Here is a 20,582-nt window from a genome sequence, read left to right on the forward strand (position 1 = left end):
GGATTCGAAACCGCCGAGTAACGGCTACTTATGCAGAGTCCCGCATAGGACTGCAAGCGGTCATCCTACGGCGGTACCGAACAAGCTGCCCAGGGCGTACGTCACACCCGCCGCCGCCCCGCCGAGCGCGAGCTGCCTGAGTCCGCTGAACCACCAGGACCGCGCGGTCACCTTCGCCACTACGGCACCGCAGCCGAAGAGCCCGATCAGCGCGAGCAGCAGCGCGGGCCAGAACGTGTCGGCGCCGAGCAGGTACGGCAGGACGGGGAGCAGGGCGCCGAGCGCGAAGGCGCCGAAGGAGGAGACCGCGGCGACGAGCGGGGAGGGCAGATCGCCGGGATCGATGCCCAGCTCCTCGCGCGCGTGGATCTCCAGGGCCTGCTCGGGGTCCTTGGACAGCTGCTTGGCGACCTCGCGGGCGAGGCCGGGCTCGACGCCACGCGACTCGTACAGCTCGGCGAGCTCCCGCTCCTCGTCCGCCGGGTGCTTGCGCAACTCCCGCCGCTCCACGTCGAGTTCGGCCTGGACGAGCTCGCGCTGCGAGGCTACGGAGGTGTACTCGCCGGCGGCCATGGAGAAGGCGCCCGCGGTGAGACCGACCAGACCCGTGACGACGATGGTCTGCTGCGACACGGATCCGCCCGCGACACCGGTCATCAGGGCCAGGTTGGACACCAGGCCGTCCATCGCGCCGAAGACGGCGGGGCGCAGCCAGCCGCCGTTGACGTCGCGGTGGGTGTGGTTGTCGCGGTGTGCCTCGTGCAGTGCCGCTTCGGTCTCGATGATCGCCATGATGGGCCCCCTCAGTGCTTGGACGATCTCGAAAGTACGCGCGAAAAATCGCTCTCGCCAGCAAGGAAGGCCGTACTTACCTGCGCTTGCGCGCAAGTGAACGGGGGTTCCTCGAACCGGTGACCGCATGCGTCCTGAGGGGTGACGTCGGCCGTGCGGATGCGCGCGTCAGGGGCGCCGCGTGGCAGGGATACAGCCACACGTCTCGGCACCAGGGAGGCACAGCATGACGGGCTTGACCGGTGTGACAGGAGTGACCGGCGCGATCGGTCTGAGGGAGCGGGCGCGCGGCGCCCTTCTCGGCCTCGCGGTCGGCGACGCGCTGGGCGCGCCCGCCGAGAACATGAAGCCGTCGGAGATCCGCCGCCGCTGGGGGCGCATCACCGGTTACGTCGCCGAGCATCCCTCGGGCACGGACGACACCGAGTACGCGATCTTCTCGGGGCTGCTGCTCGCACGGCACGGCTCGGCGCTGACCGTCGCGCATGTCGAGGCGGCCTGGCACGAGTGGATCGCCGACCTCGACGAGGGTCCCTTCCGGGGCGCGGGCTTCAGCGAACGCGGCACCCTGGAGAACCTGCGCCGCGGCCTCGCGGCGCCCATCTCCGCCCAGCACCGGCATGCGTGGAGCGACGGCCTCGCGATGCGGGCCGCGCCGTTCGGGGTCTTCGCCGCGGGGCGGCCCGCCGAAGCGGCGCGGCTCGTCGCGATCGACGGCTCGGTCAGCCATGACGGCGAGGGAATCTACGGCGGGCAGGCGGTGGCCGCGGGGGTTTCGGCGGCGATGGGCGGGGCGCCGGTGGACTCCGTGGTGGCCGCCGCCCTGGCCGTCATCCCGGAGGACTGCTGGACGTCGCGTTCGCTGCGGCGGGCGGTGGCGGTGGCCCACCGGGGCGAGCGCGCGGTGCGCTCCGCCGTGGTGATCGGCGGCTACCCCTGGACCGACCTCGCCCCCGAGGCGGTGGGGCTCGCCTTCGGGGCGTACGCGGCGGCCTCCGGCCGGTTCCCGGACGCGGTGCTGACCGCCGTGAACATGGGGCGGGACGCGGATACGACTGCCGCGGTGGCTGGGGCGCTGGCCGGGGCGTCCTCGGGGGCCGCGGCGATTCCCCCGGCGTGGGCGGCGGCGATCGGGCCCGCGCGGGGCAGCTGTCTCCCTTCCATGCGGGGCCACCACGTGCTGGACATCGCGGAGCTGCTTGTTTCTGACCTGGGGGTCTCATGACGGAGAACAAGCCCGCCGCTTCGGGGCGGGTCTCTCCCGCCCACCCACCCGTTTGCCCCGCAGCTCCGGCTGTGGGCAGGCGTTCCGCAGGGCGGAACGGGTGGGCACAGCCCTTGATGCCGGGGGCCGATGAACCAGGCGTCCATCAAAGCGAGGCATCGGCAAGCCGCATCGAGGGCCTGCTCCTTGGCCTCGCGGCAGGCGACGCCGCCGGCTGGCCCGCCGCAAGGCACCGCGCCGCCCGCATGCCCGAGTGGACCCGCAGGCTGACCCGCGAGCTGGACACCTTCGCCGAGCAGAACGCCACGACCACCCTCCCCGTACCCATCGCGCTGAACCAGCCCCCGGAACCCCTGCGCCTGGGCCCCTCCGACGACGCCGAATGGGCCGCCTTCACCGCCGAGTCGCTGCTCCGCGCGGCGGACGGGACCCTCGACGCGCGGCTGTCCCCGGACCGCCGGGTCCGCGCGGCCCTCGACCTCGCCTGGAACACCCTCGCCAGCGAGATCGCCGCGGCGGCGGCCCGCGCCCCCGAGGTCGAGTCCGCGGTACTCCCCCTGCGCGCCCGCATCTCCGTGCGCGCGGGCCTCGGCAACCTCGCCACCGGCCTGCGCCCGCCCGCCACCGGCCACGACAACCCCCACTTCTTCGACGACGCCGCCTGCGTACGCGCCTGCGTGCTTGCCCTGGTGCACCCGGGCGACCCCGAACAGGCCGCCGCCCTGGCCGAGTTCGACGCCCGCTACACCCAGGACGGCGACGGCGTGCACGGCGCCCGTGCCATGGCCGCGGCGATCGCGGCGGCGCTCGGCGGCGCGGACGTCGACGCGACCGTGGACGCCGCTCTCGCCCAGCTGCCGGAGCACACCGAGATCGGCCGCAACGCCTGGCACGCCGTCAAGCTCGCCCGCACCCAGCCGGAGGACGGCGCCTTCGGACTCGTCCCGCTCCTGGAACACCAGATCGTCGACCACGTCTACAGCTACGGCATCGCCGCCGCCGAGACCGTCCCGGTCGCCCTCGCCCTGACCACCGCGGCTCGCGGCCGCATCCGTGACGCGGTGCCCGCCGCCGCCTGCCTCTCCCGGGTCGCCGACTCCGCCCCCGCCCTGGCCGGCGCGCTGACCGGGGCGCTCGGCACGGCCACCACCATCCCCGAAGCCTGGCGCGACGCCTGCCGCACCCTCTCCGGCTGCGCGCTCCCCCGTCTCGCGGGCACCGACCTGGTGGAACTCGCCGGGCATCTCGCAGCCACGGAACCGAGCGCTCCGGGAGGACAATTCCGACATGACGTCACCAACGCCCCGGGGGCTCGCCACTGAGCTGCTCCCCACCGACCTGCCCCTCTCCGAGCGCATCACCGCCTGCCTGGTCGGAGCGGCCGTCGGAGACGCACTCGGCGGTCCCGTCGAGGGCTACTCCCCCGAGCAGATCGTCGAACGGCACGGCGGTCGCGTACACGGCATCGTCGGCCCCTGGAACGGCGACCAGTGGCGCACCGCCCGCCCGATCGCGCCGTACCACAAGGGCGACGGACACGTCACCGACGACACCCTGATGACGCACGCGCTGATCCGCGTGTACGCCACCGTCCGCGACCACTTGGACGCCTACGCGGTCGCCGACCACCTGGTCCCCGACCTCATGACGAACCCCCGCTGGATCCCGGAACTGGAGACGGAGGCCATCCCGCTGCACCGTGTCTTCCTCGCCGAGAAGTGGATCGTCGCCCGCATCCACTACGGCCACGTCGACCCGCGCGAGGCGGGCACCGGAAACATCGTCAACTGCGGTGCAGCGATGTACATGGCACCGGTCGGCCTGGTCAACGCGGCGAACCCGGCGGCCGCGTACGCCGAGGCCCTGGACATCGCGGGCGCGCACCAGTCGTCGTACGGACGTGAGGCGGCCGCGGTCTTCGCGGCGGCGGTGGCGGCGGCCTGCGCGCCGGGCGCGACACCGACCTCGGTGATCGACACCGCCCTGTCCCTCGCGAAGGACGGAACGCGCGCCGCGATCGAGTCGGCGGTCGAAGTCGCCGCCCACCACAGGGACTTCGAGTCGGCGCTGGTCCCCCTGCGTACCGCCGTCACCCCCTTCGACACGGTCGGCCAGGACTACCGTGCCCCGTCCCTCGGCGCCCGCCGCCCCTCCCGCCTGCACTCCATCGAGGAGCTCCCGATCGCGCTCGGCATGCTCCTGGTGGGCGACGGCGACTACCGCCATACGGTGCTCGGCTCGGTCAACTACGGCCGTGACTGCGACTCCATCGCGACGATGAGCGGTGCGATCGCCGGCGCCCTGGGGTCGGGCGCCCCGCCCGAGTGGTCGAAGACGGTCGCGGAGGCGAGCCGCCTGGACCTGCACGCTCCCGCGGCGACGCTCATGGAGGTCACCCGGGAGATCTTCACCCGCGACGTGCGGCGCCGCCGCGCCCACGAGTCGGCGTACGCGGCCCTCACGGCCACCCCATGATCCGCCTCACCTGGGTCCAGCCGGAGGACCTGGTGGGCCACGAGCTGCGCCAGGCGGAGGAGGAGGGCAAGGACGCGCGGGCGATCCGGTCCCGCTGGCTGGCGGCGGGCGGCCACCTGGCCCCCGCCAGAGCGGGCGCGTCCCCGGCCCCGCCTTCTCCAGAGCTACGGGCCTTCGCGGAAGAGCTGCTGACGGAGCTGTCCCAGCTCCCCCCGTTGTGGGCCGCACCGGAGAACAGAGCCCCGCGGCAGGCGGTTTCGGGAAGGGGCGGGACGGGGGAAAGAAGGGCCCTGCGCCACCGCCTGCACGCCGCCTGGCTGGGCAGGGCGGCGGGCTGCCTCCTGGGCAAACCGGTGGAGAAGCTCCCGCTGGAAGGCATCAGGAGCCTGGCCAGGGCCACCGGAAACTGGCCCCTCAACACCTGGTTCACGGCACAGGGCCTCCCCCCGGAGCTCGCGGCGGCCCACCCCTGGAACAAGCGCTCCGCGCCCACCTCCCTCGCCGAGAACATCGACGGCATGCCCGAGGACGACGACCTCAACTACCCCCTCCTCAACCTCCGTCTCCTCCAGCACCACGGCAGGGACTTCACCACCGCGGATGTGGCGAGGCTCTGGCTCGACGAGCTGCCCGCCGCCCGCACCTTCACCGCCGAACGCATCGCCTACCGCAACCTCCTGGCCGGCATCGAGCCCCCGCACACCGCCACCCACCACAACCCCTTCCGCGAATGGATCGGTGCCCTGATCCGCGCCGACGTGCACGGCTGGACCCACCCCGGCGCCCCCGCGGCGGCAGCCGACAGCGCGTACCGCGACGCGTGCCTCAGCCACACCGCCAACGGCGTGTACGGCGCGATGTTCGCGGCGGCCACCATCGCCGAGGCGGCGGCAGGCACCGGAGACGTCCACCACTGCCTGCGCACGGGCCTCACCGTCGTACCGGCCGACTCGCGCCTGTCCCGCGCGGTCCACCACGGCATCCAACTCGCAGCGGGAGAGCGGGACTTCGACCGGGTCGTGGACGCCCTGCACGCCGCCTACGGCCACCACCACTGGGTGCACGTCATCCCCAACGCCGCCCTCCTGGCCGCCTCCCTCACCCACGCCGACGGCGACTTCACCGGCTCCATCACGCGCGCCGTCTCCGGCGGCTGGGACACCGACTCGAACGGCGCGACCGCGGGGTCGATCGCGGGCCTGCTCGCGGGCCACCCGGACGCGCTGCCCGACCGCTGGACCTCCCCGCTCAAGAACCGCCTCGCCAGCTCCGTCCCGGGCTTCGACGGCACCGGCTTCGACACCCTCGCCGACCTCACCACCGAACTCGCCACCGAACTCGCCACAGAACTCGCCCAGGAGAGACCCCAGCCATGACCCACATCGCCGTGCTCGGCAGCACCAACATGGACCTCGTCGCGTATGTCGCCAAGGCACCGCGGCGCGGGGAGACCGTCACCGGGCGCGAGTTCCGTACGCTCCCCGGCGGCAAGGGCGCCAACCAGGCCGTCGCCGCGGCCCGCGCGGGCGCCGACGCCGTGTCGATGATCGGCGCGGTCGGCGCCGACGCGTTCGGCTCCCAGCTGCGCAGCGCGCTCGAACACTCCGGTGTCGACACCGACCTCCTGCGCACCGTCGACACCGCGACCACCGGCACCGCGCACATCGTGGTCGACGACGAGGGCGGCAACGCCATCGTCGTCATCCCCGGCGCCAACGCCACGCTCACCGCGCTCGCCCCCGGCGACGAGGGCCTGATCGCCTCCGCCGACACCCTGCTGCTCCAACTGGAGATCCCCGTCGAGGGCGTGCTCGCCGCCGCGCAAGCCGCCCGCAGGCACGGCGTGCGCACCATCCTCACCCCGGCTCCCGCCCAGCCACTGCCTCCCGAACTCCTCGACGCCATCGACCTGTTGGTGCCGAACGAGCACGAGGCGGCCACCCTCACCGGCCTGACCGACCCGCACGCCGCCGCCCGCTCGCTCCTCTCCCAGGTCCCCGAGGTCGTCGTCACGCTCGGCTCGCGCGGCAGCCTGTACGCGGCCCGGGACGCCGAGCCGGTCATGGTGGCGGCCCCGCACGTCACCGCCGTGGACACGACCGGCGCGGGCGACACCTTCGTCGGCACCCTCGCGGTGGCGCTGGCCGAAGGCGGACCCGTGCCGGACGCGCTCGCGTGGGCGTCGTCCGCCGCCGCGCTCTCCGTCCAGCGTCCGGGGGCGTCGGCGTCCATGCCGTTCCGCTCCGAGATCGACACCCAGACGAACGGCGGCGCGTCATGACATCACCTCTCGGCGGCCTGCGCGTCCTCGACCTCGCGACGCTCTTCGCGGGCCCGCTCGCCGCCACGATGCTCGGCGACTTCGGCGCGGAGGTCATCAAGGTCGAGCACCCGCGCAAGCCCGACCCGTCCCGAGGGCACGGCCCGTCGAAGGACGGCGTCGGACTCTGGTGGAAGCTCCTGGGCCGCAACAAGCGCACGATGACCCTCGACCTCTCCACACCCGGCGGTCGCGAGACCCTCCTGCGCCTTGCCGCGACGGCGGACGTGATCGTCGAGAACTTCCGTCCGGGCACCTTGGAGAAGTGGGACCTGGGCTGGGAGGAGCTGAGCGCGGTCAACCCCCGTCTCGTCCTGACCCGCGTCACGGGCTTCGGCCAGTTCGGCCCGTACTCCCGCCGCCCCGGCTTCGGCACCCTCGCGGAGGCGATGAGCGGCTTCGCCGCGATCACCGGCGAGCCGGACGGGCCGCCGACCCTGCCGCCCTTCGGCCTCGCCGACTCGATCGCTGGTCTGGCGACGGCGTACGCGGTGATGACGGCGCTCGCGGCCCGTGACCGGACGGGCAAGGGCCAGGTGGTGGACATGGCGATCATCGAGCCGATCCTCACGGTCCTTGGCCCGCAGCCCACCTGGTACGACCAGCTCGGCCACGTCCAGCCCCGCACGGGCAACCGCTCCACGAACAACGCGCCCCGCAACACCTACCGCACGGCGGACGGCAGTTGGGTCGCCGTCTCCACGTCGGCCCAGTCGATCGCGGAGCGCGTGATGCGCCTGGTGGGCCGCCCGGAGCTGATCTCCGAGCCCTGGTTCGCGACGGGCGCCGAACGGGCGGCCCACGCGGACGAGCTCGACGGCGCCGTCGGCGGCTGGATCGCCCTGCACACCCGCGCCGAGGTGATCGAGGCCTTCGAGAAGGCGGAGGCGGCGGTCGCCCCCATCCAGGACGTACGGGACGTGATGACCGATCCCCAGTACGCGGCCCTGGACACCGTCACCACCGTCGACGACCCGGAGCTCGGCCCGCTGCGCATGCAGAACGTCCTCTTCCGCCTCTCGGAGACCCCGGGCTCGATCGGCTGGGCGGGCCGCCCGCATGGGGCGGACACGGCGGAGGTCCTGACCGAACTGGGCCTGACGGAAGGGGAGATCGCGGGCCTGCGCAAGGAGGGCGCACTGTGAAGGACACCCCTCTGACCTGGCTGTACGCGCCCGGAGACCGGCCTTCCGTGGTGGCGAAGGCGCTGCTGGCGGGCGCCGACGCCGTCATCGTCGACCTGGAGGACGCGGTCGGCCCCGACCGCAAGGAGTACGCGCGTGCGGCGACGGCCGAGCTGCTCTCCGAGACTCCCGCCGTCCCGGTCCACGTCCGCGTGAACGCCCTGGGCAGCCCCCTGGCCGATGCCGACCTCGGGGCGATCGCGCACCTGCCCGGGCTCTCCGGGCTTCGCCTCCCCAAAGTGACCTGCCCCGCCGACGTCGTCCGCGTCGCGGAGCGTTCGGCGCCCGCGGACGGCGGCGCCCCCGCCCTGCACGCCCTCATCGAATCGGCGGTCGGCCTGGAGCACGCCTTCTCCATCGCCACCGCGCACCCGGCCCTGCACGGGCTCTCCCTCGGCGAGGCGGACCTCCGCGCGGACCTGGGGGTACGTGATGACGCGGGCCTCGACTGGTCCCGTGCGCGGGTGGTGGTGGCCGCCCGGGCCGCGGGCCTGGCACCGCCCGCGCAGTCCGTGTACACCGACATCCGTGACCTGCGGGGCCTGGCGGCGTCCTGCGCGCACGGCCGCTCCCTGGGCTTCCTGGGCCGCGCCGCGATCCACCCCCGCCAGCTCCCCGCCATCGAGCGGGCCTACCTCCCCACGCCGGAGGAGGTCGACCACGCCGAGCAGGTCGTCAAGGCGTCCACCACACAGGAGGGCGCCCTGGCGCTCCCGGACGGCACGTTCGTGGACAAGGCCGTGGTGGAGGGTGCGCGCCGGGTCCTGGACCTGGCGCGGCGGCGCCGCTAGCCGTTCATGGCGATGGGGCCGCCGGATCAGTGATCCGGCGGCCCCATCGACGTACGGGCGTACGAGGGAGAAGGCGCGTCAGCCCTTCTTGGCGGACTCGGCTCCTGCGCCGTCCTTGTCCTTGGAGTCCTTGGACAGGTCGGCCTTGGCCGCGTCCTTGCTGTCATCGTGGTGGCCCTCGCCCTCAGGCACGGGCTCGACGATCTCCTCGCGTCCGGGGCGCTTCTTCGCGGAGAGCACGAAGTACACGACGGCGAGGATGAACACCACGATGGCGGTCCAGACGTTCAGACGCAGGCCGAGCACGTGGTGCGCGTCGTCGACGCGCATGTACTCGATCCAGCCGCGCCCGGCGCAGTACGAGGCGACGTACAGCGCGAACGCCCGGCCGTGGCCCAGCTTGAAGCGGCGGTCGGCCCAGATGACGAGGAAGCCGACGCCGATGCACCAGAGCGACTCGTAGAGGAACGTCGGGTGGTACGTGCCAGGAACCCGGCCGTCCTCCGCCGACGTGATCTTCAGCGCCCACGGCAGATCCGTGGCCTTGCCGTACAGCTCCTGGTTGAACCAGTTGCCCCAGCGGCCGATGGCCTGGGCGAAGGCGATGCCGGGGGCGAGGGCGTCGGCCCAGGCGGGCAGCGGGATGCCGCGCCGGCGACAGCCGATCCAGGCGCCGACCGCGCCGAACGCGATCGCGCCCCAGATACCGAGGCCGCCCTCCCAGATCTTGAAGGCGTCCACCCAGTCACGGCCCTCGCTGAAGTACAGCTGGTAGTCCGTGATCACGTGGTAGAGACGCCCGCCGACGAGGCCGAACGGCACGGCCCAGACGGAGATGTCGGCCACGGTGCCTGGGCGGCCCCCGCGAGCGATCCACCGCTTGTTGCCGAGCCAGACGGCGACGAAGACGCCGATGATGATGCAGAACGCGTAGCCGCGCAGCGGAATGGGTCCGAGTTCGACCACACCGCGCGACGGGCTGGGAATGAAGGCAAGGTCCATGGCAGGTCCGACGCTACCGTGCCGGGTGGTGCCCGAGGCAACCAGCCCGGCTACGTCTCCATAACAGGACCCCGTGGCGGGGCCCGCGAGGACCCCGCCACGAGGCGCGAGGCGCGAGGCGCGACCAGGCGCGGCTAGCCCTTGTTGGCTTCCTCGACCTTCGCCTTCAGCTTCGCCGGGGTCAGCGGATTCTTCTGGTCACCGAAGATGTCCTTGCCGTCGAGCAGCACGCTCGGCGTGCCCTTCAGGCCCGATTCCTGGAAGGCCTTGTTCGACTTGGTGGCCCAGCTGTCGTGCTTGCCGTCGTCCACGCACTTCTTGAACGTGTCGTCGACGAGCCCGTTCACCTTGCCCGCGAGCTCGATCAGCTTGCTGTTCTTGCTGAACGCGTCGTCCGTCTCCGGCGGCTGGTTCATGTACAGCACGTCGTGGTACGGGGTGAACTTCCCGGCGTCCTGGGCGCAGGCGGCCGCGTTGGCCGCGCGCAGGGAGCCGCTGCCGCCCATGTTCCCGTCGATGATCGTCGCCAGGTGGTACTCGACCTTGAGCTGGCCCTTGTCGGTGAGCTCATGGATCGTCTTGCGGTACATGTCCTCGAACTGCTTGCAGGCGGGGCAGCGGAAGTCCTCCCAGATGGTGAGGGTGGACTTGGCGCTGTCCTTGCCGACGGGGATCGCGAGCTGATCCTCGCCGGTCGCCCCCTTGGGGGCCGACAAGGGACCCGAAGTGTCCTTGTCGTCACCCGAGTTGGCAGCGACCAGACCGGCCACGGCGGCGAGCGCGAGCACGCCGACGACGGCAGCGCTCACGATCAACACCCTGCGCTGCTTGTCCCGCGACTTCTGCCGCTCTCGCTCTTCCGCCAGCCGGTCGCGGGCCGCGCGCTTTCCCTCACGGTTCTTCTCACTCACACCCCGCCAACGAACCGGGGAGGCACGAGCGTGCCTCCCCGGTCCCAGGTCCACCCGTACGAGTTACGCGTTGCCGCGAACTCCCTGGGCGAGGTCACTCGCGAGCGCGCGGACAGCGGCAAGGCCTGCGGCCTCGTCCGGCGCGTCCAGCATCCGCTGGACGAAGGCCGAACCGACGATCACGCCGTCGGCGAAGCCCGCGACCTCGGCGGCCTGGCGGGCGTTGGAGACCCCGAGGCCGACACAGACCGGCAGGTCGGTGGTGGCCTTGGTGCGCCGCACCAGTTCCTGCGCCTGCTCGCCGACGGACGCGCGGGTGCCCGTGACGCCCATCAGCGACGCCGCGTACACGAAGCCGGAACCGGCCGCCGTGATGGTGGCGAGGCGCTCGTCCTTGCTGCTCGGCGCGACGACGAAGACCGTCGCCAGGCCGTGCTTCTCGGCGTGCTCCCTCCACAGGCCCGACTCCTGCACGGGCAGGTCGGGCAGGATGCAGCCCGCGCCGCCCGCCTCGGCGAGCTCGGCGGTGAAGCGCTCGACGCCATAGCGGTCGATCGGGTTCCAGTACGTCATGACGAGCACCGGCTTGCCGGTCGCCTCGTACGCCTCGCGCACCGTGCGCATCACGTCGGCGATCTTGAGGCCCGCCTTGAGCGCGATGTCGTCGGCGGTCTGGATGACGGGGCCGTCGAGGACCGGGTCGCTGTGCGGGAGGCCGACCTCCACGATGTCGGCGCCGCCCTCGAAGACGGTCTTGATCGCCGCGATGCCGCCGTCCACGGTCGGGAACCCGGCCGGGAGGTAGGCGATGAGGGCGGAGCGGCCCTCGGACTTCGCTGCCGCGAGGGTGTCGTCCAACAGCCTGATGTTGCCGCTCACTTCGCGTCCCCCTCGATCTCCGCGCCGGTGCCGGCCGCGTCCGCCTCCACGGCGGCGTCCGTGTCGTACAGGCCGAAGTAGCGCGCGGCCGTGTCCATGTCCTTGTCGCCGCGCCCGGACAGGTTGATGATCAGCAGCCCGTCCTTGCCGAGCTCCTTGCCGATCTCCAGGGCCCCGGCGAGCGCGTGGGCGCTCTCGATGGCCGGGATGATGCCCTCGGTGCGCGACAGGAGGCGCAGGGCCTGCATGGCCGCGTCGTCGGTGACCGCGCGGTACTCGCCCCGGCCGCTGTCCTTGAGGTAGGCGTGCTCGGGGCCGATGCCCGGGTAGTCGAGTCCGGCAGAGATCGAGTAGGGCTCGGTGATCTGCCCTTCCTCGTCCTGGAGGACGTACGACCGCGAGCCGTGCAGGATGCCGGGCTCGCCGGCGCTCAGCGTGGCCGCGTGCTCGCCGGTCTCGATGCCGTGGCCCGCGGGCTCGCACCCGATGAGCCGGACATCGGCGTCCGGGATGAAGGCGTGGAAGAGGCCGATGGCGTTCGAGCCGCCGCCCACACAGGCCACGGCGGCGTCGGGCAGGCGCCCGGCGCGCTCCAGGATCTGGCGGCGGGCCTCCATGCCGATGACGCGGTGGAAGTCGCGCACCATGGCGGGGAAGGGGTGCGGGCCCGCGACGGTCCCGAAGAGGTAGTGCGTGCGGTCCACGTTGGCCACCCAGTCGCGGAACGCCTCGTTGATGGCGTCCTTCAGGGTCCTGCTGCCGGACTTCACGGCGATGACCTCGGCGCCGAGCATGCGCATGCGGGCCACGTTCAGGGCCTGCCGCTCGGTGTCGATCTCGCCCATGTAGATGGTGCACTCGAGGCCGAAGAGCGCGCAGGCGGTGGCGGTGGCGACGCCGTGCTGTCCGGCGCCGGTCTCCGCGATGACGCGGGTCTTGCCCATGCGCTTGGTGAGCAGGGCCTGGCCGAGCACGTTGTTGATCTTGTGCGAGCCGGTGTGGTTCAGGTCCTCGCGCTTGAGGAAGACCCGGGCGCCACCGGCGTGTTCGGCGAACCGGGGCACCTCGGTGAGGCTGCTCGGGCGGCCGGTGTAGTTGACCAGGAGGTCGTCGAGCTCGCGGGCGAACTCGGGGTCGTTCTTGGCCTTGTCGTACTCGACGGCGACCTCGTCCACGGCGGCGACGAGGGCCTCCGGGATGAACTTGCCGCCGAATGCGCCGAAGTAGCCCTCGGCGGTGGGGACTTGACCCTCTGGGTCTGGGTGGAAGTACTCGCTGGACATGCCTCTACCTCACGTGACGTGAATGGGTGATCTGCGATGCGATCGACCCCGCCAGGGGCGCGGGGAACTGCGCGAGCAGGCCCCACCGAGGTGAGGACGGCTACGCGCCGTGAAGGGCAGACGGTTCGTCCGGCCGACGCGACGCCGTGGCTGGTCGCGCAGTTCCCCGCGCCCCTGACGGGGCGCTCGGCCATCGCATCCCGTTCACCTGACCCGGCTCGTCGCCGATGACGTACCGCACCCTGCGGCCGTGCACGCGCCGCGCGGGCGCCCGGCAGCCGCGAGGGCGGCAGCCGGGTGCGAGGCGGGCGAAGGCGCTCATCGGGAGGGGTCAGCTCCGTCCGTGCCGCAGGGCCGGGTGTGCGCCCGCGGCGACCAGGTCGGAGACCGCGGACTTCGGGTCACGGCCGGTCACCAGGGACTCCCCGACCAGGACCGCGTCGGCGCCCGCGTTGGCGAAGGCGATGAGGTCGTGCGGCCCGCGCACACCGGACTCGGCGATCTTGACGACGCTGTCCGGCAGCTCGGGCGCGACGCGCTCGAAGGTGGAGCGGTCGACCTTCAGGGTCTTGAGGTCACGGTTGTTGACGCCGATGACCCGCGCGCCCGCGTCCACGGCCCGCTCGGCCTCGTCCTCGTCGTGCACCTCGACGATCGGCGTGAGGCCGATCGAATGGGCACGCTCGATGAGCGACTCCAGGGCGGGCTGCTCCAGGGCGGCGACGATCAGCAGGGCGAGGTCGGCGCCGTACGCCCGCGCCTCCCACAGCTGGTACGAGGTGACGATGAAGTCCTTGCGGAGCACCGGGATGTCGACCTTGGCCCGGACGGCCTCCAGGTCGGCGAGCGAACCGCCGAAGCGGCGCTGCTCGGTGAGCACGGAGATGACGGCGGCGCCGCCCGCCTCGTAGTCGGCGGCGAGTCCGGCCGGGTCGGCGATCGCGGCGAGCGCGCCCTTGGACGGGCTGGAGCGCTTGACCTCGCAGATGACCTTGACGCCGTCGCCGCGCAGCGCGGCGACCCCGTCCTTGGCCGCAGGAGCCTTCGCCGCGCGCTCCTTGAGCTCGTCGAGGCTGACGCGCGCCTGCCGTTCCGCGAGGTCGGCACGGACTCCGTCGATGATCTCGTCGAGCACACTCACGCGAGCGGCCCCCTTCCCTGACGGTGAAGCTGCTGTTTGCACCTCAAGCTGTTCGGCTGCCTCATCAGGCATTCCGATGGTCACTGCGATGGTATCCGCAGGAGGGCGAAGGCCCCGCATCCGGTTGACGCCAGTCCCACGTCCTGGACACCCGATACCCCCGCTGCCTGGGCTTTCTCGAATTATCAAGGGTGCAGCCATGCCCCGAACGGCAGATTGCGTACGAGGGTGAAGACCGCGACGAGCACTCCGATCCCGTACAGGTGCGCGGGCCCCAACTCGATCCGCACGCGTTGTCCGCGCGCCGCTCGGACCGCCCAGAGGGTCCACAGGGCCGCGAAGACGCCGTACCCGACGACGGCGAGCGCGTTGGCGCCCAGTGCCGTGGTGAGGTCGCCGTGGACGAACGCGTGGGCGCTGCGCAGTCCGCCGCAGCCGGGGCAGAAGACGCCGGTGAGCCGGAGCAGCGGGCAGGCGGGGTAGTGGCCCGGCTCGTTCGGGTCGACCGTCCCCACGTAGGCGAAGGCGACGATCACCGAGCCGAGCACGCCGGCGGGCACGGCGAGGCGCCGCAGTGCGGTGCCGACGGGTGGTGCCGCGCTCCCGGGTTCAGCGTTCATCAGCCTTCACCCGATGCATTGTGCCCTTCGGCGGCGGCCCGTGCCCGGCAGGGAAACGCGAAAGAGGCGGTCCCGGCCGCTGCCGGTACCGCCTCCTCGTACGTCTTGGAGGGCTCAGCCCTCGGAGTGCGCGAGCTGTCCGGCCTTCTGCTGCGGCCGGCGCTTGGCCTGGCCGAGGCCCGCGGCGCGCATGACCAGGCCCACGACGCCACCGGCGGCGATGATGACCATGCCGGCCCAGAAGCCCATCGGGTTGGCCATCACCATGAAGGCACCCGATACGCAGAAACCGATGAAGGCGATGATGACACCGGTCCAGGCGGCCGGGGTGTGTCCGTGGCTGCTGCCCGCCATGACTTGCTCCTCGTTGCTGTATGCGTGGTGGTGATGCGTGGGGTGAGCCGAAACGCTCACCGCTCCATTGTCCCGTACTCACGGGTGTGCAGTGAGCGCGGGGTCATGCCTCCCGCGTCGGGTCCTCACCGCGGTCGAGGGCCTTCCACAGGTCTTCGGGCCGGTCCGGGTCCACCTTGGGCGGCGCCTTGCGCGGGCGCGGGGCGCCGTCGCGTTCGTAGCGTCCCGACATCGCGGGCCAGGACCTGCCGTACGTCAGGGCGAGCAGCCCGGCGATCAGGATCAGCGCACCGGCGGCGGCCGCGGCGTACGGCCAGGCCGTGTGGCTGAGATCACCGATCGTGGCGGCGGTGTCGCCGGAGGCCTCGGCGGCCTTCTCGTCGAGTGCGCCACTGTCGTTCGCGGCGAGGAGGGCGGCGGCCACGGTGCCCGCGCCGCTCAGCGCGAGCAGCAGCGAGACGAGCATCCGCCCGGCCCTGCGGACGGCGAAGACGGCGACGAGCGCGGCGAGGCCCACTATGGCGAGGGCCGCGGGCACGCCCGTGACGTCGCTGCCCGTGGCGCTCAGCGGCAGGTCGCCGCCCGCCACCGAAGCGGTGCCCTTCGCCCAGGTCTGGCGGGACGCCAGCAGCGCGAGGGCCGCGCCGACAGCGCCGAACAGCAGGGCGACGCCGATGCTGCGCCGACCGCTGCGCTGGGCCCGGGTCTCGGGCTCGGCGCCGGCCTCGGCGGCACCATCGGGATCAGCAGCCTGGGTGCGGGGCGGTGGTACGGCAGAAGTCACCCCTCCACTATCCCTCACGTCCATCGGGACGCCGCAGCCGGTTCGCCGTGTGGATGGCCCGCAGCACCGCGGCCGCCTTGTTGCGGCACTCGGTGTCCTCCGCCACCGGGTCGGAGTCGGCGACGACCCCCGCTCCGGCCTGGACGTATGCGGTGCCGTCGCGCAGGAGCGCGGTGCGGATGGCGATGGCGGTGTCGGAGTCGCCCGCGAAGTCGAGATATCCGACACAGCCGCCGTACAGGCCGCGCCGGGAGGGCTCCAGCTCGTCGATGATCTGCATCGCGCGGGGCTTGGGGGCGCCGGAGAGGGTGCCCGCGGGGAAGCAGGCGGTGAGGACGTCGTAGGCGGTGCGGCCGTCGGCGACCTGGCCGGTGACCGTCGACACGATGTGCATGACGTGGGAGTACCGCTCGATGGACATGAAGTCGACGACCTCGACCGAGCCGGGCTCGCAGACGCGCCCCAGGTCGTTGCGGCCCAGGTCGACGAGCATCAGGTGCTCGGCCCGCTCCTTGGGGTCGGCGAGCAGCTCGTCGGCGAGGGCCTGGTCCTCCTGCGGGGTCGCGCCGCGCGGCCGGGTGCCCGCGATGGGGTGCACCATGGCGCGCCCGTCCTCGACCTTGACGAGGGCTTCGGGCGAGGACCCGACGACGTCGAATCCCTCGAAGCGGAAGAGGTACATGTACGGCGACGGGTTGGTGGCCCGCAGCACGCGGTAGACGTCCAACGCGCTTGCTTCACAAGGGGTTTCGAAGCGCTGCGAGGGGACGACCTGGAAGGCCTCGCCCGCGCGGATGCGCTCCTTGATGTCCTCGACGGCCTCTTGGTACTGCTCGCCGCCCCACAGCGCGGTGTACTCGGGGAGCTCGGACGGGGGCAGGGCGGCCGGGGGCTGCGAGACGGCCCGCGACAGGTCGGCCTCCATGGCGTCGAGCCGGGCGACCGCGTCGGTGTACGCCTCGTCGACGCCCGTCTCCAGGTCGTTGTGGTTGATCGCGTTGGCGATCAGGAGGACGGAGCCGTCCCAGTGGTCGAGGACGGCGAGGTCGCTGGTGAGCAGCATGGTCAGCTCGGGCAGCTGGAGGTCGTCCCGCTCGCCGGGGCCGATCTTCTCCAGGCGGCGCACGATGTCGTAGCCGAGGTAGCCGACCATCCCGCCGGTGAAGGGCGGCATCCCGGACGCCAGGTCGCCCGGGGTGTGCAGGGTCTCGACGGTGGCGCGCAGGGCGTCGAGCGGGTCGCCCGACGTGGGGACGCCGACCGGCGGGGTGCCGAGCCAGTGGGCCTCGCCGTCCCGGGTGGTGAGGGTGGCGGCGCTGCGGACGCCGACGAAGGAGTAGCGAGACCACGACCGGCCGTTCTCCGCGGACTCCAGGAGGAACGTGCCGGGCCGCTCTGCGGCGAGCTTGCGGTAGAGGCCGACGGGCGTGTCACCGTCCGCGAGGAGCCTGCGGCTGACGGGGATCACTCGGCGGTCGCTCGCGAGCTTGCGGAAGGTCTCGAGATCCATGGGAGGAGCTTACGGCCGTGTGGGTGGCGGACGGTGTCGCGGGCCGACAGGCGGAACGTCTGCCACTAGAACGGGACGATGACCAACCGCCGTACGCTGACCGCCTTTGCCCTCCTCCTCGCCTCGACCGCGTTCGCGGCCGCCGCTCCCGGCCCCGTGGTGTGGCCCGCTCCCAAGGACGTGCCCGAGCGGGTCCGCGCCGCGGGTCTGGAGATGCTCGACTCCGAGGCGATGGACATGCACATCCACACCACCCTGAAGGTCTACTCGGGCGGCAGCCCCGTCACGGTCCCCGCGGACATCGGCATCGACCGCTCGGGGCCGAAGCCCCGCTACAGCCCGCTGCACACGCACGACACCACGGGCACCCTGCACGTGGAGTCGGAGCGCTGGCGGGACTTCACCCTGGGTCAGTTCATGACCGAGTGGGGCGTGAGCGGCGTACGGGAGAAGTGCGGCGCCGACGTCGCCGGGCGCCGCTGGGCCGGCGATCCGTCCCGCATCGTGCTGCGGGACGGCGAGACGATCACGCTTCGGTGCCGGTGAAGGTGACCGGGAGGGTGTCGGCGTCGAAGCAGGTGCGGGTGCCGGTGTGACAGGCGGCGCCGAGCTGGTCGACCTGGACCAGGACGGTGTCCGCGTCACAGTCGAGGGCCACGGACTTCACGTACTGGAAGTGGCCTGACGTGTCGCCCTTGACCCAGTACTCCCGTCGGCTGCGCGACCAGTACGTGCAGCGCCCCGTGGTGAGCGTGCGGTGCAGCGCCTCGTCGTCCATCCAGCCCAGCATCAGCACCTCGCCGGTGTCGTACTGCTGGGCGACGGCGGGGACGAGGCCGTCCGCGCCGCGCTTGAGGCGGGCGGCGATCTCGGGGTCGAGGCTGCTGGGCGGGGGCGTGGCGGTCATGGCCCCATTGTGCCGCGCCCAGTGGACACCGCCGGGCCCTGTCCACTGGGCGGACCGGGGGGCGAGTCGTACGCTGGGGCGTATGTCGACCCATGCCAAGCGTGAACGACTTCTCCTGGCCGATCTGTTGGAGGCCGAGGGCCCCGACGCCCCCACCCTCTGCGAGGGCTGGAACACCCGCGATCTCGCGGCCCATGTGGTGGTCCGCGAGCGCCGCGCGGACGCCGCGGGCGGGCTGCTGATCAAACAGCTCGCCTCGCGCCTCGAACGGGTGCAGGCCGAGTTCGCCGCGAAACCGTACGAGGAACTGATCCAGCTGATCAGGACGGGACCGCCGCGTTTCTCGCCCTTCTCCCTCAAGCAGATCGACGAGGCATCGAACGCCGTCGAGTTCTACGTCCACACCGAGGACGTGCGCCGCGCGCAGCCCGACTGGACGCCGCGCGAGCTGGACCCGGTGTTCTCGGACGCCCTGTGGTCGCGCCTCGAACGGATGGCCCGCCTGGTGGGCCGCAAGGCGCCGGTGGGCGTGGTCCTGCGGCGCCCCGACGGCCAGACGGTGGTGGCGCACCGCGGTACTCCCGTGGTGACGGTGACCGGTGAGCCCTCCGAGCTGCTGATGTTCGCCCACGGGCGCCAGGACGCGGCCAACGTCGAGCTGGACGGCGACAAGGACGCGATCGCCAGGCTGCACGAGACGAAGCAACTGGGCCTCTGATGATCAGGGTCGCGATGGCCGGGGTGTACGTGGACGATGTGGCCAGGGCCCACGCCTTCTACACGGACGTCCTGGGCTTCGAGACCCGTCATCACGTGGTGCCGGGCGGCGGCATGCCCTTCGTCACGGTCGGGGCGGCGGGCGGTCACGGTGACGTGGAGCTGCTGCTCGAACCGGGCGAGGGGCCCATCGCGGAGCCCTATCACAAGGCCCTGCACGAGGCGGGGATTCCGTGCATCGTCCTCGGCGTCGACGATGTGCGGGCCGAGCACGAGCGGCTGAAGGGACTGGGGGTCCGGTTCGCGCACGGCCCTCAGGCACAGGGCCCGGTGATCACCGCGGTGCTCGACGACACGGTGGGCAACCTGGTCCAGCTGATGCAGGCGGCGCCGGGCGCGTAGTCGTGTCAGCGGGGCAGTTCGGCCGCCCGCAGCCCCCGCGAGCTGAGCCCGTAGACACCGGCGAGCGCGCACGTCGCCGCGCTGACGGTGAAGATGGGGGCCGTCCCCCAGATCCCCACGGCCCACCCGGTCAGCGGGTACGTCAGCGGTGCCACGCCCAGGCTGACCAGGCCGCCGACGGCGGTGACCCGGCCGACGTACGCGGGGTCCGCCTCGGTCTGCGCGAGCGCCGAGGCCAGGGCTCCGGTGAGTCCCACCAGGAGGCCGACGAGCAGCGCCGCTCCGGCGGCGGCGGGCAGGCTCGGCACATACGCCACGGCGCCGATCCCCACGGCTCCCACGGCGCACGTCCCGGACAGCACGAGCCCGGCCCTCGGTAGCCGCCCCCGCACGGTCAGCAGGAGCGCCGATCCGCCGGCTCCCGCCCCGAACCCGGCGAGGACGAGGCCCACGCCCGACGCTCCCCAGCCGCGCTCGTCGGCCAGCAGGGTGAGCCCGATGTTCAGGGGTCCTACGAAGCCCAGGTCTCCCAGGGCGACGACCACCATCAGCGGGGCGAGGACCCGGTGCCGCCGGATGTACCGGAGCCCGTCGCCGAGTTCCCTCCACGCGGTCCGCCCGCTGCCCGTCCCCTCTCCGGCGCTCTCCCCGGCTCTCTCTTCGGCGGGCAGCTTCGCGATGCGGACGGACATCAGCAGCGGCAGCGACGCCGCGAAGAGCAGCCCGGCGATGCCGAACGCCGCGGCCGACCCGCCGAGTGCGATGCCGAGCCCTCCCAGCGGCGCCCCCACGACATTGGCGAGGCGGATCACCAGGCCGCGCATGCCCTGCACCCGGGCGAGCTGGTGCCGAGCCGTGATGCGGGCCGGAAGGGCGCCCACCGCGGGCATGAACAGCGCGTCGACGGTGCCGAAGACGAAGCCGAGCGCGGCGAGCGGCCACACTCCGGGGCTCGCGAGGACCAGCAGCGCCGCCACCGCGAACACCGCGGCGCACCGCACCGCGTCACTGCCGATGACGACCCGGCGGGGCCCGAACCGGTCGGCCACGACTCCCCCGCCGAGCATCAGGAGCGCACGCGGCACTGCGCTGACGGCCATGACCAGGCCCGCCTGCGCGGGGCTGCCGGACTTGATGGCGGCCCAGGACAGGGCGAGGTAGAAGACGTTGTCGCCGATCGCGGACGCGCTGTACGCACCCAGCCAGCGAAGGACATTGCCGTCCCGGTGCGCGGGTCTCTCCGTCACGGGAGCCGTACGTATGCCGGTGGTGGTCATGAGGGCAG

The 20,582-nt window shown here is 72.6% G+C and carries 22 protein-coding genes; 10 read left to right on the forward strand and 12 right to left on the reverse strand.

The features are described 5' to 3' along the window. Positions 1-60 precede the first annotated feature (60 nt). On the reverse strand, positions 61-792 hold the full coding sequence (locus tag AB0E78_RS01525; RefSeq protein WP_361826737.1) for a VIT1/CCC1 transporter family protein: 732 nt from the start codon (positions 790-792) through the stop codon (positions 61-63). A 226-nt stretch (positions 793-1,018) separates the two neighbouring features. Between AB0E78_RS01525 and AB0E78_RS01530 the strand changes: the two genes are divergently transcribed. The 7 genes from AB0E78_RS01530 to AB0E78_RS01560 all read left to right on the forward strand — a co-directional run bounded on the left by AB0E78_RS01530 (position 1,019) and on the right by AB0E78_RS01560 (position 8,787). Beyond that, on the forward strand, positions 1,019-2,017 hold the full coding sequence (locus AB0E78_RS01530) for an ADP-ribosylglycohydrolase family protein (protein ID WP_361826740.1): 999 nt from the start codon (positions 1,019-1,021) through the stop codon (positions 2,015-2,017). A gap of 116 nt (positions 2,018-2,133) precedes the next feature. Continuing rightward, a complete protein-coding gene (locus AB0E78_RS01535) occupies positions 2,134-3,339 on the forward strand; it encodes an ADP-ribosylglycohydrolase family protein (protein WP_361826742.1) in 1,206 nt (401 codons plus the stop codon). After that, the gene (locus tag AB0E78_RS01540; protein ID WP_361826744.1) at positions 3,305-4,492 is read left to right on the forward strand and encodes an ADP-ribosylglycohydrolase family protein; all 1,188 of its coding nucleotides are present in this window, start codon (positions 3,305-3,307) and stop codon (positions 4,490-4,492) included. Before AB0E78_RS01535 ends, AB0E78_RS01540 begins: the two co-directional genes overlap by 35 nt. Then, entirely contained in the window at positions 4,489-5,868 is a 1,380-nt protein-coding gene (locus tag AB0E78_RS01545) for an ADP-ribosylglycohydrolase family protein (protein ID WP_361826746.1), read from the forward strand. The genes AB0E78_RS01540 and AB0E78_RS01545 overlap by 4 nt, the downstream gene beginning before the upstream one ends. Then, complete coding sequence (gene rbsK, locus AB0E78_RS01550) at positions 5,865-6,773, forward strand: ribokinase (RefSeq protein ID WP_361826749.1); 909 nt, start codon at positions 5,865-5,867, stop codon at positions 6,771-6,773. The genes AB0E78_RS01545 and rbsK overlap by 4 nt, the downstream gene beginning before the upstream one ends. Beyond that, entirely contained in the window at positions 6,770-7,957 is a 1,188-nt protein-coding gene (locus AB0E78_RS01555) for a CoA transferase (protein WP_361826751.1), read from the forward strand. Before rbsK ends, AB0E78_RS01555 begins: the two co-directional genes overlap by 4 nt. Then, positions 7,954-8,787, forward strand: coding sequence for a CoA ester lyase (locus tag AB0E78_RS01560; RefSeq protein WP_361826753.1), 834 nt, complete (start codon positions 7,954-7,956; stop codon positions 8,785-8,787). The genes AB0E78_RS01555 and AB0E78_RS01560 overlap by 4 nt, the downstream gene beginning before the upstream one ends. A gap of 78 nt (positions 8,788-8,865) precedes the next feature. Here the strand turns inward: AB0E78_RS01560 and lgt are convergent, their stop codons facing one another. From lgt to AB0E78_RS01605, 9 genes are all read right to left on the reverse strand, one after another. Continuing rightward, positions 8,866-9,789, reverse strand: a complete 924-nt coding sequence (gene lgt / locus AB0E78_RS01565; protein WP_361826756.1) for a prolipoprotein diacylglyceryl transferase — start codon at positions 9,787-9,789, stop codon at positions 8,866-8,868. Between the two features lie 134 nt (positions 9,790-9,923). After that, positions 9,924-10,700: a thioredoxin domain-containing protein gene (locus tag AB0E78_RS01570; RefSeq protein ID WP_361826759.1), complete on the reverse strand. Its 777-nt coding sequence runs from the start codon at positions 10,698-10,700 to the stop codon at positions 9,924-9,926. Between the two features lie 63 nt (positions 10,701-10,763). After that, positions 10,764-11,579 (reverse strand): tryptophan synthase subunit alpha, encoded by an 816-nt coding sequence (gene trpA, locus AB0E78_RS01575; protein WP_361826762.1) that lies wholly within the window; start codon positions 11,577-11,579, stop codon positions 10,764-10,766. After that, entirely contained in the window at positions 11,576-12,862 is a 1,287-nt protein-coding gene (gene trpB, locus AB0E78_RS01580) for a tryptophan synthase subunit beta (RefSeq protein ID WP_361826765.1), read from the reverse strand. Before trpB ends, trpA begins: the two co-directional genes overlap by 4 nt. A 331-nt stretch (positions 12,863-13,193) precedes the next feature. Beyond that, the gene (gene trpC, locus AB0E78_RS01585) at positions 13,194-14,003 is read right to left on the reverse strand and encodes an indole-3-glycerol phosphate synthase TrpC (protein WP_361826768.1); all 810 of its coding nucleotides are present in this window, start codon (positions 14,001-14,003) and stop codon (positions 13,194-13,196) included. 185 nt (positions 14,004-14,188) lie between these two features. Then, positions 14,189-14,623, reverse strand: a complete 435-nt coding sequence (locus tag AB0E78_RS01590; RefSeq protein ID WP_361826770.1) for a DUF2752 domain-containing protein — start codon at positions 14,621-14,623, stop codon at positions 14,189-14,191. A 114-nt stretch (positions 14,624-14,737) separates the two neighbouring features. After that, positions 14,738-14,977: an HGxxPAAW family protein gene (locus AB0E78_RS01595; RefSeq protein WP_361826772.1), complete on the reverse strand. Its 240-nt coding sequence runs from the start codon at positions 14,975-14,977 to the stop codon at positions 14,738-14,740. Between the two features lie 103 nt (positions 14,978-15,080). Then, positions 15,081-15,761 carry a TIGR02234 family membrane protein gene (locus AB0E78_RS01600; protein WP_361826774.1) on the reverse strand — a complete coding sequence of 227 codons (681 nt, stop codon included), beginning with the start codon at positions 15,759-15,761 and terminating at the stop codon, positions 15,081-15,083. 7 nt (positions 15,762-15,768) lie between these two features. Further along, positions 15,769-17,271 carry an anthranilate synthase component I gene (locus AB0E78_RS01605; RefSeq protein ID WP_361826776.1) on the reverse strand — a complete coding sequence of 501 codons (1,503 nt, stop codon included), beginning with the start codon at positions 17,269-17,271 and terminating at the stop codon, positions 15,769-15,771. A 78-nt stretch (positions 17,272-17,349) separates the two neighbouring features. Between AB0E78_RS01605 and AB0E78_RS01610 the strand changes: the two genes are divergently transcribed. Continuing rightward, positions 17,350-17,817, forward strand: coding sequence for a hypothetical protein (locus AB0E78_RS01610; protein ID WP_361826778.1), 468 nt, complete (start codon positions 17,350-17,352; stop codon positions 17,815-17,817). On the opposite strand, the gene hisI is transcribed toward AB0E78_RS01610, so the two are convergent. Continuing rightward, the gene (gene hisI, locus AB0E78_RS01615) at positions 17,798-18,178 is read right to left on the reverse strand and encodes a phosphoribosyl-AMP cyclohydrolase (RefSeq protein ID WP_361826780.1); all 381 of its coding nucleotides are present in this window, start codon (positions 18,176-18,178) and stop codon (positions 17,798-17,800) included. The two genes, AB0E78_RS01610 and hisI, sit on opposite strands and share 20 nt — an antisense overlap. 82 nt (positions 18,179-18,260) lie before the next feature. Between hisI and AB0E78_RS01620 the strand changes: the two genes are divergently transcribed. Both AB0E78_RS01620 and AB0E78_RS01625 read left to right on the forward strand, forming a co-directional pair. Then, positions 18,261-18,896, forward strand: a complete 636-nt coding sequence (locus AB0E78_RS01620) for a TIGR03085 family metal-binding protein (RefSeq protein WP_361826783.1) — start codon at positions 18,261-18,263, stop codon at positions 18,894-18,896. Next, the gene (locus tag AB0E78_RS01625) at positions 18,896-19,297 is read left to right on the forward strand and encodes a VOC family protein (RefSeq protein WP_361826786.1); all 402 of its coding nucleotides are present in this window, start codon (positions 18,896-18,898) and stop codon (positions 19,295-19,297) included. Before AB0E78_RS01620 ends, AB0E78_RS01625 begins: the two co-directional genes overlap by 1 nt. A 5-nt stretch (positions 19,298-19,302) precedes the next feature. Here AB0E78_RS01625 and AB0E78_RS01630 read toward each other — a convergent pair whose 3' ends face one another. Continuing rightward, positions 19,303-20,574 carry an MFS transporter gene (locus AB0E78_RS01630; protein WP_361826788.1) on the reverse strand — a complete coding sequence of 424 codons (1,272 nt, stop codon included), beginning with the start codon at positions 20,572-20,574 and terminating at the stop codon, positions 19,303-19,305. Positions 20,575-20,582: the final 8 nt, after the last annotated feature.

The organism is Streptomyces sp. NPDC032198, assembly GCF_040636975.1.
Taxonomy (GTDB): domain Bacteria; phylum Actinomycetota; class Actinomycetes; order Streptomycetales; family Streptomycetaceae; genus Streptomyces.

What these genes read in the sequence shown, in the direction of transcription:
- AB0E78_RS01525 (WP_361826737.1), bottom strand. Translation starts at nt 792, where the DNA reads ATGGCGATCATCGAGACCGAAGCGGCACTGCACGAGGCACACCGCGAC.
- AB0E78_RS01530 (WP_361826740.1), top strand. Translation starts at nt 1,019, where the DNA reads ATGACGGGCTTGACCGGTGTGACAGGAGTGACCGGCGCGATCGGTCTG.
- AB0E78_RS01535 (WP_361826742.1), top strand. Translation starts at nt 2,134, where the DNA reads ATGCCGGGGGCCGATGAACCAGGCGTCCATCAAAGCGAGGCATCGGCA.
- AB0E78_RS01540 (WP_361826744.1), top strand. Translation starts at nt 3,305, where the DNA reads ATGACGTCACCAACGCCCCGGGGGCTCGCCACTGAGCTGCTCCCCACC.
- AB0E78_RS01545 (WP_361826746.1), top strand. Translation starts at nt 4,489, where the DNA reads ATGATCCGCCTCACCTGGGTCCAGCCGGAGGACCTGGTGGGCCACGAG.
- rbsK (WP_361826749.1), top strand. Translation starts at nt 5,865, where the DNA reads ATGACCCACATCGCCGTGCTCGGCAGCACCAACATGGACCTCGTCGCG.
- AB0E78_RS01555 (WP_361826751.1), top strand. Translation starts at nt 6,770, where the DNA reads ATGACATCACCTCTCGGCGGCCTGCGCGTCCTCGACCTCGCGACGCTC.
- lgt (WP_361826756.1), bottom strand. Translation starts at nt 9,789, where the DNA reads ATGGACCTTGCCTTCATTCCCAGCCCGTCGCGCGGTGTGGTCGAACTC.
- trpB (WP_361826765.1), bottom strand. Translation starts at nt 12,862, where the DNA reads ATGTCCAGCGAGTACTTCCACCCAGACCCAGAGGGTCAAGTCCCCACC.
- AB0E78_RS01590 (WP_361826770.1), bottom strand. Translation starts at nt 14,623, where the DNA reads ATGAACGCTGAACCCGGGAGCGCGGCACCACCCGTCGGCACCGCACTG.
- AB0E78_RS01595 (WP_361826772.1), bottom strand. Translation starts at nt 14,977, where the DNA reads ATGGCGGGCAGCAGCCACGGACACACCCCGGCCGCCTGGACCGGTGTC.
- AB0E78_RS01605 (WP_361826776.1), bottom strand. Translation starts at nt 17,271, where the DNA reads ATGGATCTCGAGACCTTCCGCAAGCTCGCGAGCGACCGCCGAGTGATC.
- AB0E78_RS01610 (WP_361826778.1), top strand. Translation starts at nt 17,350, where the DNA reads ATGACCAACCGCCGTACGCTGACCGCCTTTGCCCTCCTCCTCGCCTCG.
- hisI (WP_361826780.1), bottom strand. Translation starts at nt 18,178, where the DNA reads ATGACCGCCACGCCCCCGCCCAGCAGCCTCGACCCCGAGATCGCCGCC.
- AB0E78_RS01620 (WP_361826783.1), top strand. Translation starts at nt 18,261, where the DNA reads ATGTCGACCCATGCCAAGCGTGAACGACTTCTCCTGGCCGATCTGTTG.
- AB0E78_RS01625 (WP_361826786.1), top strand. Translation starts at nt 18,896, where the DNA reads ATGATCAGGGTCGCGATGGCCGGGGTGTACGTGGACGATGTGGCCAGG.
- AB0E78_RS01630 (WP_361826788.1), bottom strand. Translation starts at nt 20,574, where the DNA reads ATGACCACCACCGGCATACGTACGGCTCCCGTGACGGAGAGACCCGCG.